At 72.7% G+C, this 24,925-nt stretch carries 22 protein-coding genes; 9 read left to right on the plus strand and 13 right to left on the minus strand.

Annotated features, from left to right (window positions below):
• Positions 1-29: 29 nt before the first annotated feature.
• The 3 genes from ACH427_RS00625 (at position 30) to ACH427_RS00635 (ending at position 2,888) form a co-directional block, all read left to right on the plus strand.
• A complete protein-coding gene (locus ACH427_RS00625; protein ID WP_398867148.1) occupies positions 30-719 on the plus strand; it encodes a maleylpyruvate isomerase family mycothiol-dependent enzyme in 690 nt (229 codons plus the stop codon).
• Positions 720-729: 10 nt separating this feature from the next.
• Entirely contained in the window at positions 730-1,386 is a 657-nt protein-coding gene (locus tag ACH427_RS00630; RefSeq protein ID WP_398867149.1) for an MBL fold metallo-hydrolase, read from the plus strand.
• Between the two features lie 218 nt (positions 1,387-1,604).
• Positions 1,605-2,888 (plus strand): MFS transporter, encoded by a 1,284-nt coding sequence (locus ACH427_RS00635; protein WP_398867150.1) that lies wholly within the window; start codon positions 1,605-1,607, stop codon positions 2,886-2,888.
• Positions 2,889-2,908: 20 nt separating this feature from the next.
• Here ACH427_RS00635 and ACH427_RS00640 read toward each other — a convergent pair whose 3' ends face one another.
• From ACH427_RS00640 to uvrB, 4 genes are all read right to left on the minus strand, one after another.
• Complete coding sequence (locus ACH427_RS00640) at positions 2,909-3,889, minus strand: TerC family protein (RefSeq protein WP_398867151.1); 981 nt, start codon at positions 3,887-3,889, stop codon at positions 2,909-2,911.
• Between the two features lie 138 nt (positions 3,890-4,027).
• On the minus strand, positions 4,028-5,896 hold the full coding sequence (locus ACH427_RS00645) for a TerD family protein (RefSeq protein ID WP_398867152.1): 1,869 nt from the start codon (positions 5,894-5,896) through the stop codon (positions 4,028-4,030).
• Between the two features lie 147 nt (positions 5,897-6,043).
• Positions 6,044-6,622, minus strand: a complete 579-nt coding sequence (locus ACH427_RS00650; protein WP_398867480.1) for a TerD family protein — start codon at positions 6,620-6,622, stop codon at positions 6,044-6,046.
• Positions 6,623-6,769: 147 nt separating this feature from the next.
• Complete coding sequence (gene uvrB, locus ACH427_RS00655) at positions 6,770-8,893, minus strand: excinuclease ABC subunit UvrB (protein ID WP_398867153.1); 2,124 nt, start codon at positions 8,891-8,893, stop codon at positions 6,770-6,772.
• A 517-nt stretch (positions 8,894-9,410) separates the two neighbouring features.
• Between uvrB and ACH427_RS00660 the strand changes: the two genes are divergently transcribed.
• From ACH427_RS00660 to ACH427_RS00670, 3 genes are all read left to right on the plus strand, one after another.
• Entirely contained in the window at positions 9,411-9,977 is a 567-nt protein-coding gene (locus ACH427_RS00660) for a methylated-DNA--[protein]-cysteine S-methyltransferase (protein WP_398867481.1), read from the plus strand.
• 120 nt (positions 9,978-10,097) lie between these two features.
• Positions 10,098-11,528, plus strand: a complete 1,431-nt coding sequence (locus ACH427_RS00665) for a WGR domain-containing protein (RefSeq protein ID WP_398867154.1) — start codon at positions 10,098-10,100, stop codon at positions 11,526-11,528.
• Between the two features lie 53 nt (positions 11,529-11,581).
• Complete coding sequence (locus ACH427_RS00670; RefSeq protein ID WP_398867155.1) at positions 11,582-11,866, plus strand: DUF6343 family protein; 285 nt, start codon at positions 11,582-11,584, stop codon at positions 11,864-11,866.
• 12 nt (positions 11,867-11,878) lie between these two features.
• Here the strand turns inward: ACH427_RS00670 and ACH427_RS00675 are convergent, their stop codons facing one another.
• Complete coding sequence (locus ACH427_RS00675; RefSeq protein WP_398867156.1) at positions 11,879-14,005, minus strand: TIR domain-containing protein; 2,127 nt, start codon at positions 14,003-14,005, stop codon at positions 11,879-11,881.
• 132 nt (positions 14,006-14,137) lie between these two features.
• Here ACH427_RS00675 and ACH427_RS00680 point away from each other — a divergent pair, with 132 nt between their 5' ends.
• On the plus strand, positions 14,138-15,022 hold the full coding sequence (locus ACH427_RS00680; RefSeq protein ID WP_398867157.1) for a hypothetical protein: 885 nt from the start codon (positions 14,138-14,140) through the stop codon (positions 15,020-15,022).
• A 75-nt stretch (positions 15,023-15,097) separates the two neighbouring features.
• Here the strand turns inward: ACH427_RS00680 and ACH427_RS00685 are convergent, their stop codons facing one another.
• The 5 genes from ACH427_RS00685 to rpsA all read right to left on the minus strand — a co-directional run bounded on the left by ACH427_RS00685 (position 15,098) and on the right by rpsA (position 19,557).
• The gene (locus ACH427_RS00685; protein WP_398867158.1) at positions 15,098-15,859 is read right to left on the minus strand and encodes a hypothetical protein; all 762 of its coding nucleotides are present in this window, start codon (positions 15,857-15,859) and stop codon (positions 15,098-15,100) included.
• The gene (locus ACH427_RS00690) at positions 15,856-16,170 is read right to left on the minus strand and encodes a hypothetical protein (protein ID WP_398867159.1); all 315 of its coding nucleotides are present in this window, start codon (positions 16,168-16,170) and stop codon (positions 15,856-15,858) included. The genes ACH427_RS00685 and ACH427_RS00690 overlap by 4 nt, the downstream gene beginning before the upstream one ends.
• 122 nt (positions 16,171-16,292) lie before the next feature.
• Positions 16,293-16,901, minus strand: a complete 609-nt coding sequence (coaE, locus tag ACH427_RS00695) for a dephospho-CoA kinase (protein ID WP_398867160.1) — start codon at positions 16,899-16,901, stop codon at positions 16,293-16,295.
• 25 nt (positions 16,902-16,926) lie between these two features.
• Positions 16,927-17,871, minus strand: coding sequence for a PAC2 family protein (locus ACH427_RS00700; protein ID WP_116211169.1), 945 nt, complete (start codon positions 17,869-17,871; stop codon positions 16,927-16,929).
• Between the two features lie 180 nt (positions 17,872-18,051).
• Positions 18,052-19,557 (minus strand): 30S ribosomal protein S1, encoded by a 1,506-nt coding sequence (gene rpsA, locus ACH427_RS00705; protein WP_398867161.1) that lies wholly within the window; start codon positions 19,555-19,557, stop codon positions 18,052-18,054.
• A gap of 438 nt (positions 19,558-19,995) precedes the next feature.
• Between rpsA and ACH427_RS00710 the strand changes: the two genes are divergently transcribed.
• Positions 19,996-20,799 (plus strand): class I SAM-dependent methyltransferase, encoded by an 804-nt coding sequence (locus tag ACH427_RS00710; RefSeq protein WP_398867162.1) that lies wholly within the window; start codon positions 19,996-19,998, stop codon positions 20,797-20,799.
• 87 nt (positions 20,800-20,886) lie between these two features.
• A complete protein-coding gene (gene hrpB / locus ACH427_RS00715; protein WP_398867163.1) occupies positions 20,887-23,412 on the plus strand; it encodes an ATP-dependent helicase HrpB in 2,526 nt (841 codons plus the stop codon).
• Between the two features lie 79 nt (positions 23,413-23,491).
• Here the strand turns inward: hrpB and ACH427_RS00720 are convergent, their stop codons facing one another.
• The 3 genes from ACH427_RS00720 to ACH427_RS00730 are packed head-to-tail and all read right to left on the minus strand — an operon-like array spanning position 23,492 to position 24,888.
• Positions 23,492-23,683 (minus strand): hypothetical protein, encoded by a 192-nt coding sequence (locus tag ACH427_RS00720; RefSeq protein ID WP_398867164.1) that lies wholly within the window; start codon positions 23,681-23,683, stop codon positions 23,492-23,494.
• A 16-nt stretch (positions 23,684-23,699) separates the two neighbouring features.
• Positions 23,700-24,740 (minus strand): DUF3068 domain-containing protein, encoded by a 1,041-nt coding sequence (locus ACH427_RS00725; protein ID WP_398867165.1) that lies wholly within the window; start codon positions 24,738-24,740, stop codon positions 23,700-23,702.
• A 13-nt stretch (positions 24,741-24,753) separates the two neighbouring features.
• Complete coding sequence (locus ACH427_RS00730; RefSeq protein ID WP_398867166.1) at positions 24,754-24,888, minus strand: SPW_0924 family protein; 135 nt, start codon at positions 24,886-24,888, stop codon at positions 24,754-24,756.
• Between the last annotated feature and the right edge of the window lie 37 nt (positions 24,889-24,925).

A 24,925-nucleotide genomic window follows, 5' to 3' on the forward strand; every position in this document is an offset into this window, starting at 1 on the left:
CGGACGAGTGGCGGCGCTATCGTCGCCGCATGATCGATCATGTGCGCGACCTGGCATCTGTACGTGAAGCGACCGACCGGCTCCTCACCGCGGTCGCGAAACTGGACAACGGCGCCGTCGCCGAAGCGTCACGGCTCCCCGGCTGGACCCGTGGTCACCTGCTCTCCCACATCGCGCGGAACGCGGACGCCCTGGGCAACGTCCTGCGCGGACTGCCCATGTACGTGAGCGGCGAGGCGCGGGACGCGGACATCGACAACGGCGCGGGCCAGCCCCTGGAGGCCCAGCTCGCCGACCTCCGTGCGAGCGCGGACCGCCTCATGGAGACCGCCGACGCCGTCGACGACTGGACGCGCACGGTCACCCTGCGCAACGGAGTGACCGACGTGGCCGCGCGGGTCCCCTTCCGGCGCCTGACCGAGCTCGCGTTGCACCACGTCGACCTGGGCATCGGGTACGAACTGACGGACCTGCCGGACGACCTCCTCGGCCGGGAGATCGACTACCTCGCACAGCGCTTCTCCGGCCACGCGGACCTGCCCTCCGTCACCGTCACCGCGACCGACGGACGGCAGTGGCACACGGGCCGCGCGGACGGCCCCGCGGTCACCGTCACCGGCACCGCCCCCGCCCTGCTCGGCTGGCTCGCCGGGCGCGGCGAACGCGGCGCCGGGCTGGAGACCGACGGCGCCCCGCTCCCGGCGCTGCCCCCGCTATAGGCTTGAAGCCATGACGTACAGCGGAGCGGTGAAGGTCGGCGGCCCGGCGGATGTGCACGAGCTGACCGACCTGATGATCTCGAAGGTCGCGGTCGGGCCGATGGACAACAACGCGTATCTGCTGCGCTGCCGCGCGACGGACGAGCAGTTGCTGATCGACGCCGCGGCCGAGCCGCACACCCTGCTCAGCCTGATCGGGGACAGCGGCATCGCCTCCGTCGTCACCACCCACCGGCACGGCGACCACTGGGGCGCGCTGCGCGAGGTCGTGGACGCCACCGGGGCCCGCACCCACGCGGGCCGCTACGACGCCGAGGGCATCCCCGTGCCGACGGACGTACCGGTCGAGGACGGGGACACGATCCGCGTCGGCCGCGTCGAGCTCACCGCGCGCCACCTGACCGGCCACACGCCGGGCAGCATCGCCCTGGTCTACGACGACCCGCACGGCCACCCGCACCTGTTCACCGGCGACTGCCTCTTCCCGGGCGGCGTCGGCAACACCCACGGCGACCCGAAGGCGTTCGCGAGCCTCCTGGACGACGTCGAGACCAAGCTCTTCGGACAGCTCCCGGACGAGACCTGGGTCTACCCCGGCCACGGCGCCGACACCACCCTCGGCGCCGAGCGCCCCCACCTCGCGGAGTGGCGCGCCCGCGGCTGGTGACCTCGGACCCGTGAAGCGAAAAAGGTAAGGACCGTCGGCCATGGCCGACGGTCCTTACCTTTGCCCCGGACCGGGTCGCACGGCGGCACCACACACCCGCGACGCCGGTATCCCGCGCGCCCCCGGCCGTACCCCCGCACGCCCCGTTGCCTCACCTGCTGAGGGAAGTTGGGCACTACATGCGATCCGACCGATCTCCGGACGAACGCCCACCGGCCATGCTCCGCCTGGCAGCCGCGTCCCTGGTGGGCACCGCCATCGAGTTCTACGACTTCTTCGTCTACGGCACCGCGGCGGCCCTCGTGCTCGGCCCGCTGTACTTCCCGACGGTCTCACCGCTGGTCGGCACACTCGCGGCCTTCGGCACGTTCGGGGCCGGGTTCGTCGCGCGACCGCTCGGGTCGGTGTTCTTCGGTCATATCGGCGACCGGCGCGGCCGCCGCCCGGTCCTGATCATGTCCCTGCTGCTGACGGGCATCGCGACCGTCGCCGTCGGCCTGGTGCCCACCTACGGCAGCATCGGGGTCGCGGCCCCGGCCCTGCTGGTCGTCCTGCGGTTCGCGCAGGGCTTCGGGGTCGGCGGGGAGTGGGGCGGCGCCGCGCTGCTGACCACCGAGCACGCCCCGGCGGGCCGCCGCGCGCTGTGGTCGAGCGTGCCCCAGATCGGCCCGCCCGTGGGCTTCCTGATCGCCAACGGGATCACGCTCACCCTCTCGGCCACGCTCACCGACGCGCAGTTCCGCTCCTGGGGCTGGCGGGTGCCGTTCTGGTTCGCCGGCGTCCTCGCGGTCGGCGGACTGCTGCTGCGCGCCCGGCTGTCCGAGACCCCGCAGTTCCGCGAACTGGCCGACCGGGGCGACCGGGCGGAGGCGCCCTTCGCCGAGGTCGTACGCGACCACTGGCGGCTCGTCCTGCTCACCGCCGGGGGCCTGACCGTCGCGTACGCCCTCTACTACACGATCACCACGTGGTCCCTCGCCTACGCGACCGAGCGGCTCGGTGTCGACCGTACGGTCATGCTCGGCTGCATCATGGCGGCGGTCTCGGTGTCGGCCCTGGTCACCCCGGTGTTCGCGTTCCTGGGCGACCGCTACGGGCGCCGCCCGCTGTGCCTGGCGGGCTGCGTCGCCGTGGCGCTCTGGATGGTCCCGCTGATCGCCCTGCTGTACACCGGCCGGCCGGTGTGGATGGTGCTCGGCTTCCTGGTCGCGACGCTGGCCTTCACCACGATGTTCGCCGTCGTCGCGGCCTACCTCCCCGAGCTGTACGAGCCCCGGGTGCGCTGCACAGGCGCAGCCGTGGGCTACAACCTCGGCGGGGTGCTGGGCGGCGCCGTGACCCCGCTGGTCGCGACCGCGACGGCGCGGGGCGACGGCCCGCCGTGGGGCGTCGCGGCCTATCTGACCGCGCTCGCGCTGCTCAGCCTGGCCTGCTTCGCACTGCTCCCCGAGACCCGCCCGGTGACCGCCGGGAGCCCGGTCGGCGAGGGCGCGCCCGCCTGAGGCGACGGGCGGCCCCGGGCTCAGACCTTGGCGCTGCCGGCCACCGCTTCGGCGGCCGCCTGCTTCTTCGAGGCGCGCAGACTGGTGATCGTGGTGACGACCAGCACCGCGCAGATGACGCCGAGCGAGACCGGGATGCTGATCTCGGGCACCCCCACGCCGTTCTCGTGCAGCGCGTGCAGGACGAGCTTGACGCCGATGAAGCCGAGGATCACCGAGAGGCCGTACGACAGGTGGACCAGCTTCTTCAGCAGTCCGCCGATCAGGAAGTACAGCTGCCGGAGGCCCATGAGGGCGAAAGCGTTGGCCGTGAAGACGATGTACGGGTCCTGGGTCAGGCCGAAGATCGCCGGGATGGAGTCCAGCGCGAAGAGGACGTCGGTGGTGCCGATCGCCAGCATGACGATCAGCATCGGCGTCATCAGGCGCTTGCCGTTCTCGACGATGAACAGCTTGGTGCCGTGGTAGCGGTCGGTCGAGGGGAAGCGCTTCTCGACCAGCTTGAGGAAGCGGTTCTCCTCGAACTCTTCCTCCTCCTCGTCGGCCCGCGCCTCCTGGATGAGCTTCCACGCGGTCCAGATGAGGAAGGCGCCGAAGATGTAGAAGACCCAGGAGAAGTTGGCGATGATCGCCGCGCCGGCGCCGATGAAGACGGCGCGCAGGACGAGGGCGATCAGCACACCGACCATGAGCACGCGCTGCTGGTAGATCGACGGCACCGCGAACTTCGCCATGATCAGCACGAAGACGAAGAGGTTGTCGACGCTCAGGGACTTCTCGGTGATGAAGCCCGCGAAGAACTCGCCCGCGGGCTCGCCGCCGCCGAAGAGCAGCAGCCCCAGCCCGAAGAGCCCGGCCAGGGCCACCCAGACGACCGTCCAGATGCCCGCTTCCTTGAGGGACACGTCATGCGGTTTGCGGCCGCCGATGAAAAAATCGGCGGCGACGAGGGCGCACAGACCGAGAATGGTCAGCACCCACAGGGTCAGGGAGACGTCCACTGTTCCTCCGGCACGTCATACGGCAACTGGTCAGCGTCGTCGCTGCCGGAGGAGCACCGGGGTACACCACGGGCGCCTCCGTACAAAAACAGTACAGGAAGACCCAAGTAAAGGTAAAAGAAAAACCAAAAGCCCTGGTCAGATGCCATATGCCTGACGTGCTTGCCCCACCTGCCAGAGCACCTGCCGCAGCACGTCGCTCCCCGGCGGGACCACGGACGGCTCGTACGTCCAGGCGTGCCCGACCCAGGGGTCGGCGAGGTGGTCGCCGGCGACCGGGGTGATCCTCAGCAGAGAGCGCCAGAGCGGGTCCAGCACCGGCCCGTACGCCCGCGCGTCGGCGCGGTCGGCGACCATCATCAGGTGCACCCCCACGGACGGCCCCTCGTCCGCGAGATAGCGCAGCTGCGTCACGCCCCGGTCGTCGAAACCGTGCGGGAAGTCGTTGACGACGAGCAGCTGCTCGGCCGTGTCGAGATCCGGCGGCAACGAGTCCGCCGCACCGCTGCGGATCGCCATCTGCACCAGGTCGACCCGCCGCGTCAGCCGGTCCAGCACCGCGGACACGCCCTGCGCACCGGCCGCGGGCGGCTCGCGCAGCGCGCCGGAGCCCAGCAGCGGCGCGAGCGACGCCCCCGCGGCCCCGGCCGGGTCGATGACCCGCACCGTGAGATCGCCGACCGGGTGGACGGCCAGCAGCCGGGCGGCGTGGGCGACCGCGGTGTCCATCGCGCGCCCGCGCAGCTCGGCCGGGTCCAGCAGGGCCGCCTCCGGGCCGGAGGGCCGCCCGCTGTCGATCCACAGCCCGCGCTCCAGCGGCAGCCGCACCAGCATGGGGATGCGCAGATCCGTGCGCTCGGGCAGATGCAGATCGCCCAGCCGCAGCGCCATGGGCGCCTCCAGCGGCAGCTGGTAGCCCTGCCAGACGGGGCTGTCCCAGCGGGCGAAGGCGGGCGGCAGCGCGTGCTCGACGACCTCGGACTCGGCCACCAGCCGGCCGAGGTCACGGTCGAGCACGGCACGCGCCCGGGCGACCAGGTCCTCCTGCCGGGCCCGCGCCTCGGCGCGGGCGGCGTCCGCGGCCGGACCGACGCGGGTCAGCGGGTCGGAGAGCACCTGATCCAGCTCACGCTCCAGGCGCGACTCCGCGAAGTCGACAGCGCTGCGGTACGCGGCGGCCGACCGGGCGAGGTCCTCGAACATGCCCCACACCTGGTTGTAGAGGCGCTCGTCCAGCGTCCAGCCGTTCGCGTCCCCCGCGACGGGCGGCGCGGGCCGGTCCTGCGCGAAGGCAGGCTCCCCGGGGCCGGACGCGGCCGCTGCGGGCTCCGGAGCGGCGGCCGGTGCCGAGGCGCGCCGCCGGGGGTGTGCGTAGCTCACGCGGCCGCCCGGCGGCGCGGACGGGCCGTCCGCGGGAGCAGCGGCCGTGGCCGGTGCGGGTGCGACCGACCGGGCCAGGCCCCGGGCCACCGCCGCCTCGATGGCCGCCGCCGTGCCGGTGGCCTCGTCGAGGCCCTGGTCGTGCAGCATCGCGACGAGCCCGCCCGCGTACCCCTGGCCGACGGCGCGCACCTTCCAGCCGCCGTGCCTGCGGTACAGCTCCAGGGCGACGACGGCCGATTCGGAGTCCAGGCCGGTGACCGTGTAGCTGGCGACCTCGGTCCCGTCGAGAGCGGTGACGGCGACGAACGGCGCGGCCATCGCACCGAAGCGGGCCGCGCCGCCCTGGCCGGCCGGGAGGGCCAGCAGGACGTTGACGTGGTGGACGGACTCCGGGAGCGCGTCCAGGTCGACGGCCAGCCGGTGCCCGGCCGCGGCCTGCCGGGACACCTCCAGGCCGGGCAGCCGGTGCGCGCCCGGGTGCGCGACGCTCCGCGCACCGGCCACCCTGCCGTCGGCGTCACCGAGCGTGGCGCCCGCCACGACCGCCTCGGCCGCCGAGACGCGGATCTCCAGTCGGGTCTCCGCCAGCGGGTGGTTCTGTCCCCGCACCAACTCGGCCGTCATGCCCGCGCCCCCTTGTGATCTGTGCCCGCGCGGCGTCGTCCCCCGCCGCGCGTGCCGTACTCGCCGTGCCGAGCGCCCGCCGCGCCCGCGGGCCCGGCAAAGGCTCGCTCCGCCGGGCCCGGTCGTCCCGTTTCCCCGGTATACGCCTTACAGGCTCGGCAAGATCGCCGGCATGAGGTCCTGGAAGGTCCGGCCGTTGGACGGCGTACCGATCGCGGTCATCTGCCAGCCGGCACCCGAGCGGTGCACCTTGGCCATGATCTGCGCGGTGTACGGGCCGCCGCCGTCGAGGGTGTAGCGGGCCAGCTCCTGGCCGGTGGTCTCGTCGACCAGGCGGCAGAACGCGTTCTGCACCTCGGCGAAGGTCTGGCCCGTGAAGGAGTTCACCGTGAAGACGATCTGGTCGATGTGCACGGGGACGCGCTGGAGGTCGACGAGGATCGCCTCGTCGTCGCCGCCCTTGCCCGCGCCGCCGACCAGGTTGTCACCGGTGTGCTTGACCGAGCCGTCGTCACTGACGAGGTGGCGGAAGAAGACCACGTCCACCGGCTGGTCACCGGCGAAGAGCACCGCCGACGCGTCGAGGTCGATCTCCTTGGTGCGCGACCCGAACAGTCCGCGGCGGGGTGCGGACTGCCAGCCCAGCCCCATCCGTACCGCGGTCAGGGTGCCCCCGTCGGCCTTCTGCAGGCTGATGCCCTGACCCTTGGACAAGTTGACCGTCACGCGCAGTCCCTTCTCGTGCTTTCCCCGGCCGCGCGTTCGCACGGCCACGCGACCGACCCTACGCAGAGCCACCGGCACCCCCACCGCCCGGGCGCCCTTTTGTGGCGGTCTTGCAACATCCCGCGACGACCCGCCCCCGGGCCGTCGTCAGGCGAAGCCCGCCTCCTTCATCTGCCGCAGCTCCTTCTTCAGCTCGCTCACCTCGTCACGCAGCCGCGCGGCCACCTCGAACTGGAGCTCCGCGGCGGCGGCCCGCATACGGTCGGTCATGTCCTCGATGAGCTGGGCGAGTTCGGCGGCCGGACGGTCCGTCGCCACCGCCGCCTTGGCCTTGCCCTTCCCCTTGGCGCCGCCCTTGCCCGCGGGCGCCGTCGGGACCGGGGCCTTGCCCTTCTCGTCCTTGCGGTAGCCCGTGCCCAGCAGCTCCTGGGTGTCGATCTCCTCCCGGGCGAGGGAGGCCACGATGTCGCCGATCTTCTTCCGCAGCGGCTGCGGGTCGATGCCCCGCTCCTTGTTGTACGCGATCTGCTTCTCGCGACGGCGGTTGGTCTCCTCGATGGCCTTCTCCATCGCGGGAGTCACCTTGTCCGCGTACATATGGACCTGTCCGGAGACGTTGCGCGCCGCACGGCCGATGGTCTGGATCAGGGACGTCCCCGACCGCAGGAAGCCCTCCTTGTCGGCGTCGAGGATGGCCACGAGCGACACCTCGGGAAGGTCGAGGCCCTCACGCAGCAGGTTGATGCCGACCAGCACGTCGTACTCACCGGCACGCAGCTCGCGCAGCAGCTCCACGCGGCGCAGCGTGTCGACGTCGCTGTGCAGATAGCGCACCTGGATGCCCAGCTCCAGGAAGTAGTCCGTGAGGTCCTCGGCCATCTTCTTGGTGAGGGTGGTGACCAGGACGCGCTCGTCGCGCTCCACGCGCTGACGGATCTCGTGCACCAGGTCGTCGATCTGGCCCTCGGTCGGCTTGACGACGACCTCCGGGTCGACGAGGCCGGTGGGACGGATGATCTGCTCCACGAAGCCGTCGGAGCGCGACAGCTCGTACTTCCCGGGCGTCGCCGAGAGATAGACCGTCTGCCCGATGCGCTCGACGAACTCCTCCCACTTCAGCGGCCTGTTGTCCATCGCCGACGGGAGCCGGAAGCCGTGCTCGACCAGGGTGCGCTTGCGGGAGGCGTCGCCCTCGTACATCGCGCCGATCTGCGGGACGGTGACGTGCGACTCGTCGATGACGAGGAGGAAGTCCTCGGGGAAGTAGTCGAGCAGGGTGTTGGGCGGGGAGCCGGGCTCGCGGCCGTCCATGTGCAGCGAGTAGTTCTCGATGCCCGAGCAGGAGCCGATCTGCCGCATCATCTCGATGTCGTACGTGGTGCGCATGCGCAGCCGCTGCGCCTCCAGGAGCTTGCCCTGCTTCTCCATGCGGGCGAGGGTCTCCTCCAGCTCCCTCTCGATGCCCGCGACGGCCTTCTCCATGCGCTCGGCACCGGCGATGTAGTGGCTGGCGGGGAAGACGTACAGCTCCTGGTCGTCGGAGATGACCTCGCCGGTGAGCGGGTGGAGCGTGGAGAGGGCCTCGATCTCGTCGCCGAACATCTCGATGCGGACGGCGAGCTCCTCGTAGACCGGGAAGATCTCGATGGTGTCGCCGCGCACCCGGAAGGTGCCCCGGGTGAAGGCCAGGTCGTTGCGGGTGTACTGGATCTCCACGAAGCGGCGCAGCAGCTCGTCGCGGTCGATCTCCTGGCCGATCCGGAGCGGGACCATGCGGTCGACGTACTCCTGCGGCGTACCGAGGCCGTAGATGCACGACACCGAGGCGACCACGACGACGTCACGCCGGGTGAGCAGCGAATTCGTCGCCGAGTGGCGCAACCGCTCGACTTCCTCGTTGATGGAGGAGTCCTTCTCGATGTAGGTGTCCGACTGCGGTACGTACGCCTCGGGCTGGTAGTAGTCGTAGTAGGAGACGAAGTATTCGACCGCGTTGTTCGGCAGGAGCTCCCGGAACTCATTCGCGAGCTGGGCCGCGAGGGTCTTGTTGGGCGCCATCACCAGGGTCGGCCGCTGGAGCTTCTCGATCATCCACGCGGTGGTCGCCGACTTTCCGGTGCCGGTCGCGCCGAGCAGCACGACGTCCTTCTCGCCCGCGCGGATGCGCCGCTCCAGGTCGGCGATGGCCGTGGGCTGGTCGCCGCTGGGCTGGAAGGGGCTGACGACCTCGAAAGGCGCCACCTTGCGTTCGATCTTCGATACGGGCCGCATGGGTCCACGGTACGACCCCCCACTGACAACGGCCGGGCGCCGGGCACCGGGCCTCCCGTCCCGGAGCGAGCAGCCCGTATGCGCCACCGCTCCTTCCCCGCCGCGGCCGGTGCCCTGCCGTGGCCGGCGGCGCTTCTGTCCGGGGTGCCCCCGGCGCGGGCCGCCGTGCGGATCACCGTCACCGTCGGTCACCAGGGTGTCCCGGCGCGGGCCCCGGAGAACGCCCTCGCCCCGATCGACGCGGCCGCCGTCCCGGGCGTCGGTGGACGCGGTGATCAGCGACGCCCCACAGATCGTGGAGGCGGCGCCGGCCGAGAGGGACGACCGCGCGACGCCGGGCTCGCCGCCCCCTCTTCCCGGAGCCGGCCTTCGGCCTCTTCCGCCCCAACGCCCCGCAGGCGGGCGGCATTTCCCGCACGCCAAGGACCGGGCCCGGCCTCGGAGGTCGTGGACCGATACGACGAAACGCCTGTGGCCCGTGCGGCAGGAACGCCCTACGCTGGCCCATGTGACGGACGTGGAACGAACGGGCCGGCAGCCCGGAGCACGCGCATGGGCCTGGACGACGGTGGAGGTTCCCATCGGGCCCCTGGGGCTCGCCGCGACGCCGGAAGGGCTGCTGGAGGTCGTCTTCCACGCCGACGCGCGGCGGGCGGCCGAGGCCGTGGACCGGCTCACGCTCCGCCTCGGTGCCGGACCCGCGGCCCCGCCCTCCACCGCGCACGGCCTCCTCGCCGAGGCGGCGGCCGAGCTCGAGGCGTACTTCGCCGGCCGCCGCGAGACGTTCTCCCTCCCCCTGGACTGGTCGCTGACCTCGGGCTTCAACCGGCGGGTGCTGCGCGAACTGGCCGCAGGGGTCCCGTACGGCACCGTCGTCAGCTACCAGGATCTCGCCGACCGCGTCGGCGAGGCCGGGGCCGCGCGGGCCGTGGGCGTGGCGATGGGGAGCAATCCACTGCCGGTCGTGGTGCCCTGCCACCGCGTGGTCGAGAGCGGCGGCGGGCTGGGCGGCTTCGGCGGCGGCCTGGAGACCAAGAGGGCCCTGCTGTCACTCGAAGGAGTGCTCCCCGAGCCCCTTTTCTAGGGGTCGCACGGCTTCTGCCCGTTTCCGCCGTCGGCGCTCGAAGATCGATTGTCAGTGGCGGCCCCTAGCGTTCCTCTCAGTCGGACCGGCCACCACGGCCGGCCGGAGAGGGGGCGAACCATGTCCGGGGCCACGACGTATCTGGAGCTGTCACAAGAGGGCGGCGGGGCACACAAGTTCTATGAGGTGACCGTGGACGGCACGGCCGTCGCGGTGCGCTACGGGCGGATCGGCAGCGCGGGGCAGGCGCAGAGCTCCACCTTCCCGACCGAGGCGAAGGCGCGGGCCGCGGCGGCGAAGAAGATAGGGGAGAAGGTCCGCAAGGGGTACGCACCCGCGGTCCAAGGGCAGCGCACTGCCCGCTCGGTGACGCGGCGTCAGGTCACCTCCGCGCCCTCCACGGCCCGCGCGGTCGCCCCGGTGCTCTGGCGGTTCCGCACGGGCTCCTCCGCCTTCGGCATCCACATCGCCGAGGACCGCTGCTGGGTCGGCAATCAGTCCGGCGACGTCCACGCCCTCGGCCACGGCGGCGAGGTGCTCGCCCACTACCGGCTGCCCGACGGCGTCAAGTGCCTGGTGGCGGACGACTTCTGGATCTACGCCGGCTGCGACGACGGCGCCGTCTACGACCTCTCCTCCAAGCTGCCCTTCGCCGCCTACGAGATCGCCTCGGACGTCGACATCTTCTGGCTGGACATCCGCGAAGGCATTCTCGATGTGAGCGACCGCGACGGCGGCCTGACCGTCATCGACCACGAGGACGAACACCAGTGGTCACGCAGGAGCACCGGCTCCAACGCCTGGATGGTGCGCCGCGACGAACACGCCGTCTATCACGGCCACACCGACGGCGTGACCGCCTACGCCCCCGACGGCAGCGGCGAGCTGTGGCACACCCGCACCACCGGCGCCGTGCTGTTCGGCTGGCAGGAGGACCACTCCGTCTACGCCGGCACCGGCCGCCGGGTCGTCCAGCGCCTGGCGAAGGCCACCGGCGCCGTCGAGGCCACCTACGCCTGCGACTCCGCGGTCTACTCCTGCGCCACCGCACCCGGCGGCCGCTACGTCTTCGCCGGTGACTCCGCCTCGTCCGTCTACTGCTTCGCCGCCGACGGCACCCGCCTGTGGAAGCTCGGCACGGGCGGCGGCTCGGCCCTGTCCATGCAGTATCTCGACGAGCGGCTCTACATGGTCACCACCGACGGCTCCCTGGTCTGCGTGGACGCCGGTGAGGCCGCCATCGCCGCCGCCCGCTCCGGCACCGTCCCGGTCCCCCTCGACATCAAGTCGGCCGCCGCCGTGCCGACCTACACCCCCGCGACCACGGTCACCGCGACCACCAGCGCCGTCGGCACGGGCATCGTCGTCGAGTGTGTCCAGGAGTCCGGCAGGGTCCGCGTGCACGCGGTCTCCCCCGATCACGACCCTGCCTGGAACGTCCAGTTCCCCCGCCGCATACGTCAGCCGGGCGCCCGCTATGTCGTGGACGCCCTCTCCCCCGCCTCCGGCGGCTTCTACCGCGTGCGCGGCGAGATCAGGCGCCTGGTCTGACGGGGCCGCTCCGCCCCGGCCGGGTGGATGCTGGTAGTGGGAGATGGTGTGCGATGCGTACCGGCAATGAACCCATGAACGCCCGCAGCCCCCTGCGCCTGCGGTGCGGGCTCGCCGCGTGGGGGCTCGCCTGGGCCCTCGCCGGGACCGTGCTCTTCGCACTGGCCGGGCACCCGGGGTGGGCGGTGGCCTGCGCGGTGCTGGTCGTGGTGACCGCGGTCGATCTGGGCCTGGTCATCCGGCACATCCGGCAGGGCCCGCACTTCCAGCCGGGGCGGGACATACCGCCCTACGAACCGGTGCGAGGGGACCGGCGCACCGGTGGCCCCCGCCCCTAGGCCGGCCGGAGGTCAGCTCGCCGCCGGGAGGCCGAAGTCCGCGCCGGAGATCTCGGCCAGCTCCGCGACGACGCTCAGCAGCGGGCCCTGCAGCTCCGCCAGCGCCGTACGCAGCGCGGGCGCGTCCGCCCAGGACTGCTCGTGGGCGACCGGACTCGCGCCCTCCGGCCGCAGCGCCTCGTGCGCCGCGAGCCGCGGGTGCCACTCACTGGTGAAGGGACGGAGGATGCGGTTGAGAAGGTCGTAGGCGATGCCGTGCACGGTGCGCACGCCCTTCGCGGCGGGCTGGTCGGCGGCGAGGCCGATGCTGTACTGCCGCAGCGTGTTCCGCGTGAACGTGAACATCGCGTACAGCGAACCGAGCGCCTCACGCAGGCTGCCCGAGCCGGGAGCGAGCTCCTGGACGCCGATGCGGGTGGCGAGTTCGACCTGGAGGTCGAAGGCGGCCATGCGCTCCAGCTCACTGGGCGCGGCGTCCCGCTGCGCGGGCATGTACGGCCTCATCTGCGGCTCCCTCGTGCTCGTGCCGGTCGCGCCGGGACGGCCTCCGATGCGCTCCAGGGTAGTGCCGTACGGGGTGCGCAGCGTCTGGAGCACGGCGTGGCGCAGCTGCTCGGCGCGGGCCGGTTCGGGGTCGTGCCGCAGCCAGGCGTGCAGGATCAGCGGGTGCACCGACCAGGCCCCGCTGCCCGCCGGGGCCAGGAGGCTGCGGCCGTGGAGCTCGGCGATGCCCGCGTCGAGGCGCCGGGCCGTCGCGATGTCCGGGACGGCCACCGCCGAGGACAGCGCCCGCACCGCGTCGTCCCTGGTCAGCGGCGTCGGGGAGAAGGCGGCGGCGAGGCGGAGCACATCCATCGCGGACGGCCCGGCCGCGGGCACGTCGCGCACCAGGGCCGCCGTCACCTCGGCGGGATAGCCCGTGGGCAGCGCCCGGCGCCGCGCGAGGACATCGAGGAGGGAACGGCCAGGGGTGTGGAAGCGGTCGTGGAGAGCGGTGTAGCCGTCGGCGGCACCCGACGCCAGGAGGTCCAGGGCGAGCGGGTGCCCGACGACGGCGGCGCACAACGCGCGTGCCGCCGCCTCCTCGTCGGGGCCGGAGGGCGCGACGTCGTGGGTGAGCAGCGCGTACGCCGCGTCGTCCGCCAGCGGCCCCGGCTCGACGGCGGTGGCGAGCGCGTCGTACATCCGGCTGCGGGTGGTGAGCAGGGTGCGCCCCAGCGGGTGCGGCGCGCACAGGCGGCCCACCTGCTGCGTGGTGAGCCCGCCGGGGAGGTCGTCGACGATCCAGAGGAACGGTTCGCCGGCGTACGCGAAGTGGTCGTGCAGCCGGGCGAGGACCTCCTCCGCCGCGCCCTCGCCCGACAGGCCGTGGGCGGCCGCCAGCGCGCGAAGTCCCTTGTCGTAAGGGGCGTGCGCGCCATCCGCGTCACGGGCGAGCCAGTGGATGCCACCGGGGTAGGCGGCGGCGAACCACGTCGCGTACTCCTGGGTGAGCAGCGTCTTCCCGATCCCGGCCGCGCCCCGGATCTGCACCGGGCGGGCGGTGGTGTGGCCGGTGGTGAGCGGCGCGGCGTGCCGGTGCAGGGAGCTGTGCACCTGCCACAGCCACGGCAGCCGGCCGGTGAAGGCGGGGGCGGGCGAGGGCGCCGGGCCCGGCAGCCAGTACGGGGCGGGCGCGGTCTCCGTGGCGCCGATGGGGCCGTCGAGCGCGGAGACGTGGGCGCGTACGTCCGCGACGAGCGCGTCCAGCGCCGCCGGCCCGGCCGGAAGCTCCCAGTGCTTGGCGTCCCGCAGCTCGACGGGGTGGATGTGGTCCGCGGCCGGCTCGGGGTTGACGACCATCACGCGGCGCCGCGGGTCGCCCTCGCGCAGCCCCGCCAGATAGGCGGCCGTCAGCTCCCACTGGCAAGCCTGCCGCTCGGGATAGGCGGCCGAATAGCAGGCCAGCAGCGCCTTCGAGCGGGACAGGCCGTCCCGGATCGCGTCGCTGATGCCCGCGAACCCGGCGACAGCGACCTCGTCGACGAAGACGTCGAGGCCACAGGCGAGCAGCCGCTCGCGCAGCGGCGCGACGCGGTGGGCGTCGCCGCGGCTGTAGCTGAGGAACACGTCCCAGGTCCGGGGGCTCGATTCCGCCACGCTCACGTCTCCTTCTCCCCGGCCGCGCGCCGTCCTCGCCGGCTTTTCCGCGCCGGATACCGACGGTGTTCGGGCCGATCCCCTGCCTCCCGGCGGCCCCTAGCCTACTGTGGAGGCTCGGGGAGGAAGATCATGCGACGGATGCGCAACGCCGCCGGCCGGTCCAGGCCGAAGCAGATCACGGTCCGGATGGCGATCCCGCTGCTGGGGGACATCACGGGGGTCTGGGAACCGGTCGAGGCCGAACGGAAAGCCGCCTGGGAGCTCTACGCCGAACTGGCCACCCGGATCTCGACGGCCGAACTCGGCCCGGACGAAGGCTTCCTGAGGGAGGCCCTGTCCTCCTTCTACAGCCTCTTCGGCACCACCCGTGACATCCTGCGCCGCTACGGGCCCGACGTCGCCCCGCGGCGCGGCCCCGGCCAGATCACCTTCGGGGCACTGGCCGTCACCGTCCTCAACCAGGCGCTGCGCCCGGTGCTGGCGAACTGGCACCCACGCCTGGCCGCGTACGAGTCGCTGCGTCCGGCGGACGTGGACCCCGTCTCCTACGAGCGGGGCTGGGAGCACGCGGCGGCACTGCGGGAGGAGGTGGCACGGGTGCGGGAGGTGCTGATCGCCCTCGCGAACGCGCTGGCCGAAGTGGCGGGCTCCGCCGACCTGCTCCGACCGGCCACTATGCCCTACCCCCCCCCGGAGGCCGGACGGGCTGATGTGAGAGGCCCGGGCGCACGGGTGCCGGGGCCCGGCCGCGGGGCGGGCCGGGCGCCGGGTCAGCCGGTGCGGGGCCCGGCCTCGCCCTCCGCCGCGAGGAAGCGGCGGGCTTCGGCCAGGTGCCGCTCACGGTCGGCGGCGGGCATCCCCTCCCACTCCGCGTGGGCGGCCCGCACCCGTTCGGTGAGCGCGGTGGCGTACGGGCCGACGCGCAGGGCCTCCCGCAGTCCGATGCGCCCGGAAAGAATGTCGCGGGCCATTTCCTGCAGGACTTCCCCGGCGCCGCCCTCCGCCATGTCCTGAAGTCCGCGCCGGACCGCGCGCGCCTGGGCCCGGTCGCGGCCCGGCGCGAGGAACTCCTCGTGCCCGACCTCTCGTTCACCCATGAGCGCTCTTCCCGTCCCGGGAGTACGGAAGGGACGGCACCTGCGGGAAGCCGTCGAGCACCACCGCCACTTCTCCGCCGATATCCGCGAGTTGCCCGTACACCGCGTCGATTCTCATCTGGAGCATGTTGACCGTCTTGGTCACCTCACCCCACAGGTCGCAGATCCGCAGGACCTCCGTGGCCGCCACGCCGTAGCCGACGCCCGCGCCCCAGCCCGTCCAGGCCGTCAGACCGCCCGCCGCCCAGGCGATCGCGGCCGTCGCCGCGGCGTCCCCGATCAGGCCCATCAGCTGCCCGACGGCCTCACCGGTCATCGAGACCCCGTGGGCCGCCACGAGGTATTCCCCCCGCATGGTCTCCAGCGAGCCCTTGATGTCGCGCAGCTTTCCGCAGAGGGAAGCGAAATAGGCGTCGGCGGCGGCCGCCGCCTCCCCCTGCCACACCTCGCCCAGCGACCTGTTCCCGGATTCGATGTTGGTGGCGAGCCCTTCACAGAATCCGGCGAGATTCGCCCACGCCTCGGCGCTCCGCGCATACGCCTCCCAGTCGCCGGCGAAGTATTTCCTGCCCTCTTCCAAGGGGTCGAAGGCGAGGGCGAAATCCAGCACCTTGGACATCCAGAACGACGGACTGACCAGATCCCCGGCGGCATTGAGCGTGTCGATCGGGGAGATGAAGTCCTCCGGCGCGCGAGGAGGTGTGAGGCGATCGGTGGGCCGGACCACATCCCGGACCTCCGCGCCGCCCGTCACCGCGGCACCTTCCGGCGGGCCGCGTCCATCCTCGCCGCCTCCCGCAGATCCGAGGCCCGGAACTCACCGGCCGCCCGGTCGACCTCGTCCGCCGAGGCCCGCAGCACGCGCTCCAGCCGCCCCATGGCAGCCGTCATCGTCTCCGCCAGATCGCCGTGCAGATCGATGACCCTGGTCAGCAGGCCCTGCTCGGTTGACGCGATGGCACCGTGCCGCCGCACATAGCCCTGCGCCTCGGCGGCATCGTCCGCGGCGCGGCGCAGCAGACCGGAGAAACCGTGTAACCGTCTTGCTGGAACAGACAGGACCATACGGGGAGTTCACTTCCGTAGCCGGGACCGGTTCGACGCGGCCGCATGCTAACGCACCGCACGACCCGGCCGCCGGAACTCCCTCACCCGATCGGGGAGTTGACCACCTCCCCGGCGTCTGCCTACTCCGATGCGCCCGCGGACCGCTCCCGCAGCCGCGCCCAGACCCCCTCCACCTGCGGAGCCAGCGCCTCCAGCGGGCCGTCGTTGTCGATGACGAAGTCGGCCACGGCCAGGCGCTGTTCCCGCGTCGCCTGGGCGGCCATGCGGGCACGCGCCTCGTCGGGGGTCATGCCGCGCAGCCGTACGAGACGGTCGAGGCGGGTCCGGGTACCGGCGTCGATGACGACGACCAGGTCGTACAGCGGCGCCAGGCCGTTCTCCGCGAGGAGGGGAACGTCGTGGACGACCACCGCGTCCGGCGCGGCCGCCGCTTCCAGCTCGGCGGAGCGCGCCCGGACGAGGGGGTGGACGATGGCGTTCAGCGCGGCCAGCCGGTCGGGGTCGGCGAAGACGACCGCGCCCAGCCTGGGGCGGTCGAGCGCGCCCTCGGCCGTCAGGACCTCCGGACCGAACTCGGCGACGACGGCCGCGAGCCCCGGCGTGCCCGGCTCGACCACCTCACGCGCGATCCGGTCGGAGTCCACGACCACCGCCCCGTACGAGGCGAGCAGCCGTGACACCTCGCTCTTGCCCGCGCCGATTCCACCCGTAAGACCGACCTTCAGCATGGGCCCCACGGTAGCGGGCGGCGGTTCAGTGGCCGCCGTCGCCCTCCCGGTCGGCGAGGAAACGCTCGAACTCGGCGCCCAGTTCGTCCGCCGACGGCAGCTCGACGGGCTCGGCGACGAGATTGCCGCGCGTCTCGGAGCCCGCCACCGCGTCGTACTGGTGCTCAAGGCCCCGGACGAGGGCGACCAGTTCCTCGTCGCCCTCGCCGATCTGCCGCTCGATCTCCTCCTGGGTCCGCAGCGCCTCGGTGCGCAGCGCGTGCGCGGCGTTCGGCAGCACCAGTCCCGTGGCGGCGGTGACCGCTTCGAGGGCGGTCAGGGCGGCGTCGGGATAGGGCGAGCGGGCGACGTAGTGCGGGACGTGCGCGGCGACACCGAGAACGTCGTGGCCGGCCTCCGCGAGCCGGAACTCGACGAGCGACTCGGCACTGCCGGGCACCTGCGCCTGGTCGAAATAGCTGCGGTGGCCGCGCATCAGGTCCGTGCGGTTGCCGTGCGGGGTGATGCCGACCGGCCGGGTGTGCGGCACGCCCATGGGGATGCCGTGGAAGTTGACGGACAGTCGTACACCGAGCCGCTCCACCAACTGCCGCACGGCGGCGGCGAAGCGCTCCCACTCCACGTCCGGCTCGGGGCCCGCGAGCAGCAGGAAGGGCGCCCCGGTGGCGTCCTGCACCAGGTGCAGCTCGATCTTCGGCGCCTCGTAGGCACTCCAGCGGTCGCGCTGGAAGGTGAGCAGGGGGCGGCGGGCGCGGTAGTCGACGAGCCGGTCGTGGTCGAAGCGCGCGACGACCTGGTGCGGCAGGCCGTCCAGCAGCCGGTCGACGATCAGTTCGCCGGTCTCCCCCGCGTCGATGTAACCGTCGAAGTGGTAGAGCATGACCAGGCCGGCCGTGTCCTGGGCCAAGGCCAGGTCGGCTACGGCGAGCCCCTTGGGCTCCCATTCGTACAAACCCTGCGGATCCAACACAGTGACCGCTCCTCCTCATGTTCCGTACGGGGGAACGCCCGTGGAGGCCCGGCCCATTCCCGGTGGCCGGATCCCGACACGGTGCGGACACACTCCGCGGCGCCACGAGGGCATGAGGAAGGCCCGCTCCCCGAGGGGAACGGGCCTTGCTCAGTCAGCTGTCAGCTGTCGGTCGGAGCCTCAGCTCTGGCCGCCGGCCAGCTTCTCGCGGAGCGCGGCGAGCGCCTCGTCCGACGCCAGGGCGCCGGAGGTGTCGGCCGACTCCGAGGAGTACGAACCGCCGGAGACGTTGCCACCGGTGGAGGCGGCGGCCGGAGCGGCGGCACCCTCAGCGGCGGCCTGCTCGTCGGCCTCGCGGGACTTGATGACCTGCGCCTGGTGCTGCTCGAAGCGCTGCTGCGCCTCGGCGTACTGGCGCTCCCACTCCTCGCGCTGCTTCTCGTAGCCCTCGAGCCAGTCGTTGGCCTCGGGGTCGAAGCCCTCGGGGTAGATGTAGTTGCCCTGGTCGTCGTAGGACGCGGCCATGCCGTACAGGGTCGGGTCGAACTCGACCACGGACGGGTCGGCACCGAAGGACTCGTTGGCCTGCTTCAGCGAGAGGCTGATGCGACGGCGCTCGAGGTCGATGTCGATGACCTTGACGAAGATCTCGTCGTTGACCTGGACGACCTGCTCCGGGATCTCCACGTGGCGCTCGGCCAGCTCGGAGATGTGCACCAGGCCCTCGATGCCCTCGTCGACGCGGACGAACGCACCGAACGGAACGAGCTTGGTGACCTTACCCGGGACGACCTGACCGATCTGGTGGGTCCGGGCGAACTGCTGCCACGGGTCTTCCTGCGTCGCCTTGAGCGACAGGGAGACGCGCTCGCGGTCCATGTCGACGTCGAGGACCTCGACGGTGACTTCCTGGCCGACCTCGACAACCTCGGACGGGTGGTCGATGTGCTTCCAGGACAGCTCGGAGACGTGGACGAGACCGTCGACGCCGCCCAGGTCCACGAAGGCACCGAAGTTGACGATGGAGGAGACGACGCCGGAGCGCACCTGACCCTTCTGGAGGGTGGTGAGGAAGGTCTGGCGGACCTCGCTCTGGGTCTGCTCCAGCCAGGCACGGCGGGACAGGACCACGTTGTTGCGGTTCTTGTCCAGCTCGATGATCTTGGCCTCGAGCTCCTTGCCCACGTAGGGCTGGAGGTCGCGGACGCGGCGCATCTCGACGAGGGAGGCCGGCAGGAAGCCACGGAGGCCGATGTCGAGGATGAGACCACCCTTGACGACCTCGATGACGGTACCGGTGACGATGCCGTCCTCTTCCTTGATCTTCTCGATCGTGCCCCAGGCACGCTCGTACTGAGCGCGCTTCTTGGACAGGATGAGGCGACCTTCCTTGTCCTCCTTCTGGAGAACCAGGGCCTCGATCTCGTCGCCGACCTTGACGACCTCGTTCGGGTCGACGTCGTGCTTGATCGAGAGCTCGCGGGAGGGGATGACACCCTCGGTCTTGTAACCGATGTCGAGCAGGACCTCGTCCCGGTCGACCTTCACGATGACGCCGTCGACGATGTCGCCGTCGTTGAAGTACTTGATCGTCTCGTCGATCGCGGCGAGGAAGGCTTCCTCGTTACCGATGTCGTTGACCGCAACCTGCGGGGTGGTGGCGGTGGTCTCGGTGCTGCTCGTCATGTGGGTAAAGGCTCCGGTACGGACAGTGAGTCGTAGGTACTGCTACGCCGAGAACCCGTATCGCACCGCCGAAGCCGGACAGCCTTGGAGGCGCACCGTCCGAGGGCCTCCGAAGATCCGAAGACCTCCCGAAGCTCTCGAAGAAAACCGAAAGCGCCTCGACAACCGAGGGGACATACAACAAGTGCGAGCGCGACCTGCTATGTCTGAGGAGCGCAGGCCCGCAGCGCAACTTGTAGCATACGGGGGCAGCGGGGCACGGTCAATGCGCGAAGACGCACACCCGGGATGAAACCCGCATAACGGGCACAACTTCTGTTTCGCGAGGCCACGAGGGACCTGACGCACCCCGTAGCTTTACGCTCAGGCGCCGAGCAGGCGCATAGAAGATACGACAAACCTTGCCGAACCACTACTGCCGAGGGCACGACGGTCGAAATGATCCATGAGTACGAGCCGGAAGCGACCCGGCGGGCCACCGGCGCGGCGGAGAGCAGCCGGGCCAGCCGTGGCTGGTGGGACCGCAACGCCGACGAATACCAGAGCGAGCACGGCGCCTTCCTCGGCGACGACCGTTTCGTCTGGGGGCCGGAAGGGCTCGACGAGGCCGACGCCGCGCTGCTGGGGCCGGCCGACGGGCTCAAGGGACTCGACATCCTGGAGATCGGCGCCGGCGCGGCGCAGTGCTCGCGCTGGCTGGCGGCCCAGGGCGCGCGGCCCGTGGCACTCGACCTCTCGCACCGGCAGCTCCAGCACGCCCTGCGGATCGGCGGCGGCGTGCCGCTGGTCGAGGCCGACGCGGGCGCCCTGCCCTTCGCGGACGGCTCCTTCGACCTGGCGTGCTCGGCGTACGGCGCGGTGCCCTTCGTCGCCGACCCGGTGCGGGTGATGCGCGAGGTACGCAGGGTGCTGCGGCCCGGCGGGCGCTGGGTCTTCTCCGTCACCCACCCCCTCCGCTGGGCCTTCCCGGACGAGCCCGGCCCCGAGGGCCTCTCCGTCTCCGCTTCCTACTTCGACCGCACCCCTTATGTGGAGCAGGACGAATCCGGCCGGGCCGTCTACGTCGAACACCACCGCACGATCGGCGACCGGGTACGCGACGTGGTCGCCGGCGGCTTCCGCCTGGTCGACCTCGTGGAACCGGAGTGGCCCGCCTGGAACACCCAGGAATGGGGCGGCTGGTCCCCGCTGCGCGGCCACCTGATCCCGGGCACGGCGATCTTCGTCTGCGAACGGGACTGATTCTGACGGGGGTCCTGTGCCCCGGCGCGCGAGCGGGGGCGGGGGACGGGGGAAGTCCCGCCCCCGGCCTGAGCCAGACTGGGCCCTGTGATCCGCGCCGAAGCCCTCGCCCGACTCCCCGTCCAAGCCGCCCTCCCCGCCCTCACCCGCGCCCTCGACGACCGCGGAGTCGCCGTCCTCTGCGCACCCCCCGGCACCGGCAAGACGACCCTCGTCCCGCTGGCCCTCGCCGGATTCCTGGGTGAGGGGCGGCCGCGGCGCGTGATCGTCGCCGAGCCCCGGCGGATCGCGGCGCGGGCCGCCGCCCACCGCATGGCCTGGCTACTGGGCGAGGCCGTCGGCGACCGGATCGGCTTCACCGTGCGCGGCGAACGGCGGGCCGGGCCGCGCACCGTCGTCGAGGTCGTCACCACCGGCGTCCTGCTGCAACGCCTCCAGCGCGACCCCGAGCTCGCGGGCGTCGACACCGTGATCATCGACGAATGCCATGAGCGGCACCTGGACGCCGACACGGCCGCCGCGTTCCTCCTGGACGTACGGGACGTCCTCCGGCCCGGCCTGCGGCTGGTCGCGGCCTCCGCGACCACCGACGCCGAGGGCTGGGCCCGGCTGCTGGGCGGTGCCCCCGTGGTCGAGGCGGAGGGGATCGCGCACCCGGTGGAGGTGGTGTGGGCCCCGCCGGAGCGCCCCGTACGGCCGCCGCACGGGATGCGGGTGGACCCCGCGCTGCTGGAGCACGTCGCGGACGTGGTGCGGCGGGCACTGGGGGAGCGGCAGGGCGACGTGCTGTGCTTCCTGCCCGGTGTCGGCGAGATCGCGCGGGTGGCGGGACGGCTCGGCGGTGCCGAGGCGCTGGGCGCCGAGGTCCTCCAGGTGCACGGGCGGGCCCCGGCCGCCGTGCAGGACGCGGTGCTCGCGGGCGGCTCGGGGACCCGCCGGGTGGTCCTGGCGACCTCCGTGGCCGAGTCGAGCCTGACCGTCCCGGGCGTACGCGTCGTGGTGGACGCGGGCCTCGCGCGCGAGCCGCGCGTGGACCACGCCCGGGGGCTGAGCGCGCTCACGACCGTACGGACCTCCCGGGCCGCCGCCCGGCAGCGCGCGGGCCGGGCCGGGCGCGAGGCGCCGGGCGCGGTGTACCGCTGCTGGACGGAGGCGGACGACGCGCGCCTGCCACGGTTCCCGGCGGCGGAGATCGCGGTCGCGGACCTCACGGCGTTCGCCCTCCAGGTGGCCTGCTGGGGCGACCCCGACGCGTCCGGCCTCGCGCTCCTCGACCCGCCGCCGGGCGGGGCGATGGCCGCCGCGCGCGACGTACTGACCGCCGTCGGAGCGGTCACGGCCGACGGCAGGCCCACGGACCGCGGCCGCCGCATGGCCCGCCTGGGCCTCCACCCCCGGCTGGCGCGCGCTCTGCTGGACGGCGCGCGCGAGGTGGGCACGCGCCGGGCGGCCGAGGTGGTGGCCCTGCTCAGCGAGGAGCCCCCGCGCGAGTACGGCGACGACCTCGCGGCCGCCTGGCGCACCGCCCGCCGCGGCGGCGACGCGTACGCGGCCCGCTGGCGCGCGGAGGCCCGCCGCCTGGAGCAGGCGGCACAGGGCGGGGCGCCGAGCGGGCCCGGCCATGAGCCGATGGGCGACGACGCCGTCGCCGGGCTCGTCGCCGCGCTCGCGTTCCCCGAGCGGGTGGCGCGGGCCCGGGGCGAGGGCGCCTATCTCATGGTGTCCGGCACGGGCGCCGAGCTGGGTGCGGGGTCGCGGCTGCGCAGCGGGCAGTGGCTGGCGATCGCCGTGGCCGACCGGCCCGTGACGGCCGCGTCCGCGCGGGTGACCCTGGGCGCGCTGATCGACGAGGACACGGCCCGACAGGCCGCGGGAGCGCTCTTCCGCGAGGGCGAGGAGGTCGGCTGGTCCGACGAGCGGCGGGACGTGGTGGCCCGCTCCGTCGAGCGGCTGGGCGCCGTGGAGCTGACCAGCCGCGCCCTGCCCTCCCCGGACCCCGCGCTCGTGGGCCGGGCGCTGCGCGACGGGCTGCGGCGCGAGGGCCTGGGGCTGCTGCGCTGGACGCCCGAGGCCGGCGGCCTCCGGCAGCGGCTGGCGTTCCTCCACCGCGAGCTGGGCGCGCCCTGGCCGGACGTGTCCGACGAGGCGCTGCTGGAGCACCCGGACGACTGGCTCGGCTGGGACCTCGACCGCGCCCGCAGGCGCGCCGACCTGGAGCGGCTGGACGCGGGCAAGGCGCTGGAGCGGCTGCTGCCGTGGGCGTCCGGCGACGCCGCGCGCCTGGACGAGCTGGCCCCGGAGCGCATCGAGGTGCCGAGCGGCTCCCGGATCCGGGTGGACTACGGCGGCGAGCAGCCGGTGCTCGCGGTCAAGCTCCAGGAGCTCTTCGGCCGGCAGGAGACACCACGGGTGGCGGGCGGCCGGGTGCCCGTGCTCGTACACCTGCTGTCCCCCGCCGGCCGGCCCGCGGCGGTCACCGCCGACCTGGCCTCGTTCTGGAAGGACGGCTACCGGTCCGTACGGGCGGAGCTGCGCGGCCGCTACCCCCGCCACCCCTGGCCGGAGGACCCGACGACGGCGGCTCCGACGCGCAGGACGAACGCCCGCCGCTGACCTTCCGGGGTTCCCGCGAGCAGCAGAAAGCGCCGCTCCCGCCGTACCTCGGGAGCGGCGCCGGTCTGTCGTGATCTCTTCAGGGGAGGTACCGCTCGACCGCGGCCTGTCCCTTCTCCTCTATCAGCCGCTTCGCGGCCTCCACCCGCTCGGGCGTCACATCCCGGCCCGACGCCATGACCAGATCCTCGGGGTCGAACGGCCGCTCACCGCCGGTGTACAGCCGCACAGGCCGGGACGTGGTGGACGCGTCCTCGGAGCTCTCCTTCACGGTGGACCTCCTCTGTTCAGCTGCTCCCCGCAGAGGGCGGCTGTTTGGGTTTCCCTCCATCGTGTGACATTTCCGGAACAAGTGCACGCTGATCTCCCGCGGTGGTAATCACGCCGGACGGTGTCCGGCGCGAGCGGGCCTCCAGCAGCAGCGCGAGTCCCAGCAGCGCCCCGCCCAGGCCGAGGAAGCCCCGGGGGAGCCAGCTGGTGAGCAGCAGTACCAGGCGGCGCTGCGAGGTGACGAGGGCGACCGTCGCGTCGACGTAGTCCGGGCGCATCCGCACGTCCCCGGAGAAGGCGGGAATCGGCTTCTTCTCGGGGTGCCCGATCCAGCGCATCTCCTCCCGGTGCTCCTCCTCGCCGTTGACGGGCGCGCCGGTCGTGGGATCCACCCAGAACATGCGCCTGGTGGTGTACCAGCGCTCCAGGCCGATCTGCCGGACGGCGTCGGGGGTGAGGCCCAGGGGCAGCGCCCGCGGCACGGGGACGCGGGTCCAGGGGATCGTCTGCTCGAAGTAGTAGACGCTCAGGCCGTGGAAGCGCCGGGTCCCCCCGTAGTGGATGGGGGCGGAGGCGCGGGTCTGCATGTCGAAGTACCGGTAGTCGCGCTTCTGCACGAGGAAGGGCCACTTGAACTCGATGCCGTCGCGGCGCACCGGTGTGCCGTCGACGTTCTCACCGCCCGCGTGGACGGGCTCCTGGCTGTGCGCGTCGAAGACGTAGCGCTCGGGGATCTTCGAGACCATCGCGCCGTCGGGCCCGGCGACATAGGTGAGGGTGTCCCAGACGACGACGTCCCGGCCGGTCTCGTCCTTGACCTCGCGGGCCTGCTCCACATTGCCCTTGAGGGTTTCGGTCATGGTGATCCGGGAGACCTTCTTCGGCTCCAGGGTGCTGTAGTCGATCAGGGTCGCGTCCTTCGCCTCCAGGACGACGGTCTGGTAGCGGCCCGCGGGGACCTTGGCCAGCCGCGGGAAGGCGTACCAGCGCAGCAGCGGCGACAGGGTGGCGAAGAAGACCGCGAGGGCGAGGAGGACGAGACCGGCTCGGCGGCGCACGGCGGGCCCGCGCTCAGGGGTGTGCGGGGACGGTGGTGAGGAGCGGCTTCGGCGACGTCCGCCCGCCCGGCGGCCCGATCGCGGTCACCGCGAGGACGAGGGCGAGGGCGGCGGCCACTCCGATGGCCACGGCGGCCAGTGCGCGCATACGTCCGCCTCCCAAGACAGCTGATGGACCGTCAGGA

The sequence above is a fragment of the Streptomyces sp. NPDC020379 genome (genome assembly GCF_044387105.1).
Taxonomy (GTDB): domain Bacteria; phylum Actinomycetota; class Actinomycetes; order Streptomycetales; family Streptomycetaceae; genus Streptomyces.

Bases quoted from the DNA above. Each gene is read 5' to 3' on its own strand.
- ACH427_RS00625 (WP_398867148.1), top strand. From the start codon at position 30: ATGATCGATCATGTGCGCGACCTGGCATCTGTACGTGAAGCGACCGAC.
- ACH427_RS00630 (WP_398867149.1), top strand. From the start codon at position 730: ATGACGTACAGCGGAGCGGTGAAGGTCGGCGGCCCGGCGGATGTGCAC.
- ACH427_RS00635 (WP_398867150.1), top strand. From the start codon at position 1,605: ATGCTCCGCCTGGCAGCCGCGTCCCTGGTGGGCACCGCCATCGAGTTC.
- ACH427_RS00645 (WP_398867152.1), bottom strand. From the start codon at position 5,896: ATGACGGCCGAGTTGGTGCGGGGACAGAACCACCCGCTGGCGGAGACC.
- uvrB (WP_398867153.1), bottom strand. From the start codon at position 8,893: ATGCGGCCCGTATCGAAGATCGAACGCAAGGTGGCGCCTTTCGAGGTC.
- ACH427_RS00665 (WP_398867154.1), top strand. From the start codon at position 10,098: ATGTCCGGGGCCACGACGTATCTGGAGCTGTCACAAGAGGGCGGCGGG.
- ACH427_RS00670 (WP_398867155.1), top strand. From the start codon at position 11,582: ATGCGTACCGGCAATGAACCCATGAACGCCCGCAGCCCCCTGCGCCTG.
- ACH427_RS00680 (WP_398867157.1), top strand. From the start codon at position 14,138: ATGCGACGGATGCGCAACGCCGCCGGCCGGTCCAGGCCGAAGCAGATC.
- ACH427_RS00690 (WP_398867159.1), bottom strand. From the start codon at position 16,170: ATGGTCCTGTCTGTTCCAGCAAGACGGTTACACGGTTTCTCCGGTCTG.
- coaE (WP_398867160.1), bottom strand. From the start codon at position 16,901: ATGCTGAAGGTCGGTCTTACGGGTGGAATCGGCGCGGGCAAGAGCGAG.
- rpsA (WP_398867161.1), bottom strand. From the start codon at position 19,557: ATGACGAGCAGCACCGAGACCACCGCCACCACCCCGCAGGTTGCGGTC.
- ACH427_RS00710 (WP_398867162.1), top strand. From the start codon at position 19,996: ATGATCCATGAGTACGAGCCGGAAGCGACCCGGCGGGCCACCGGCGCG.
- ACH427_RS00730 (WP_398867166.1), bottom strand. From the start codon at position 24,888: ATGCGCGCACTGGCCGCCGTGGCCATCGGAGTGGCCGCCGCCCTCGCC.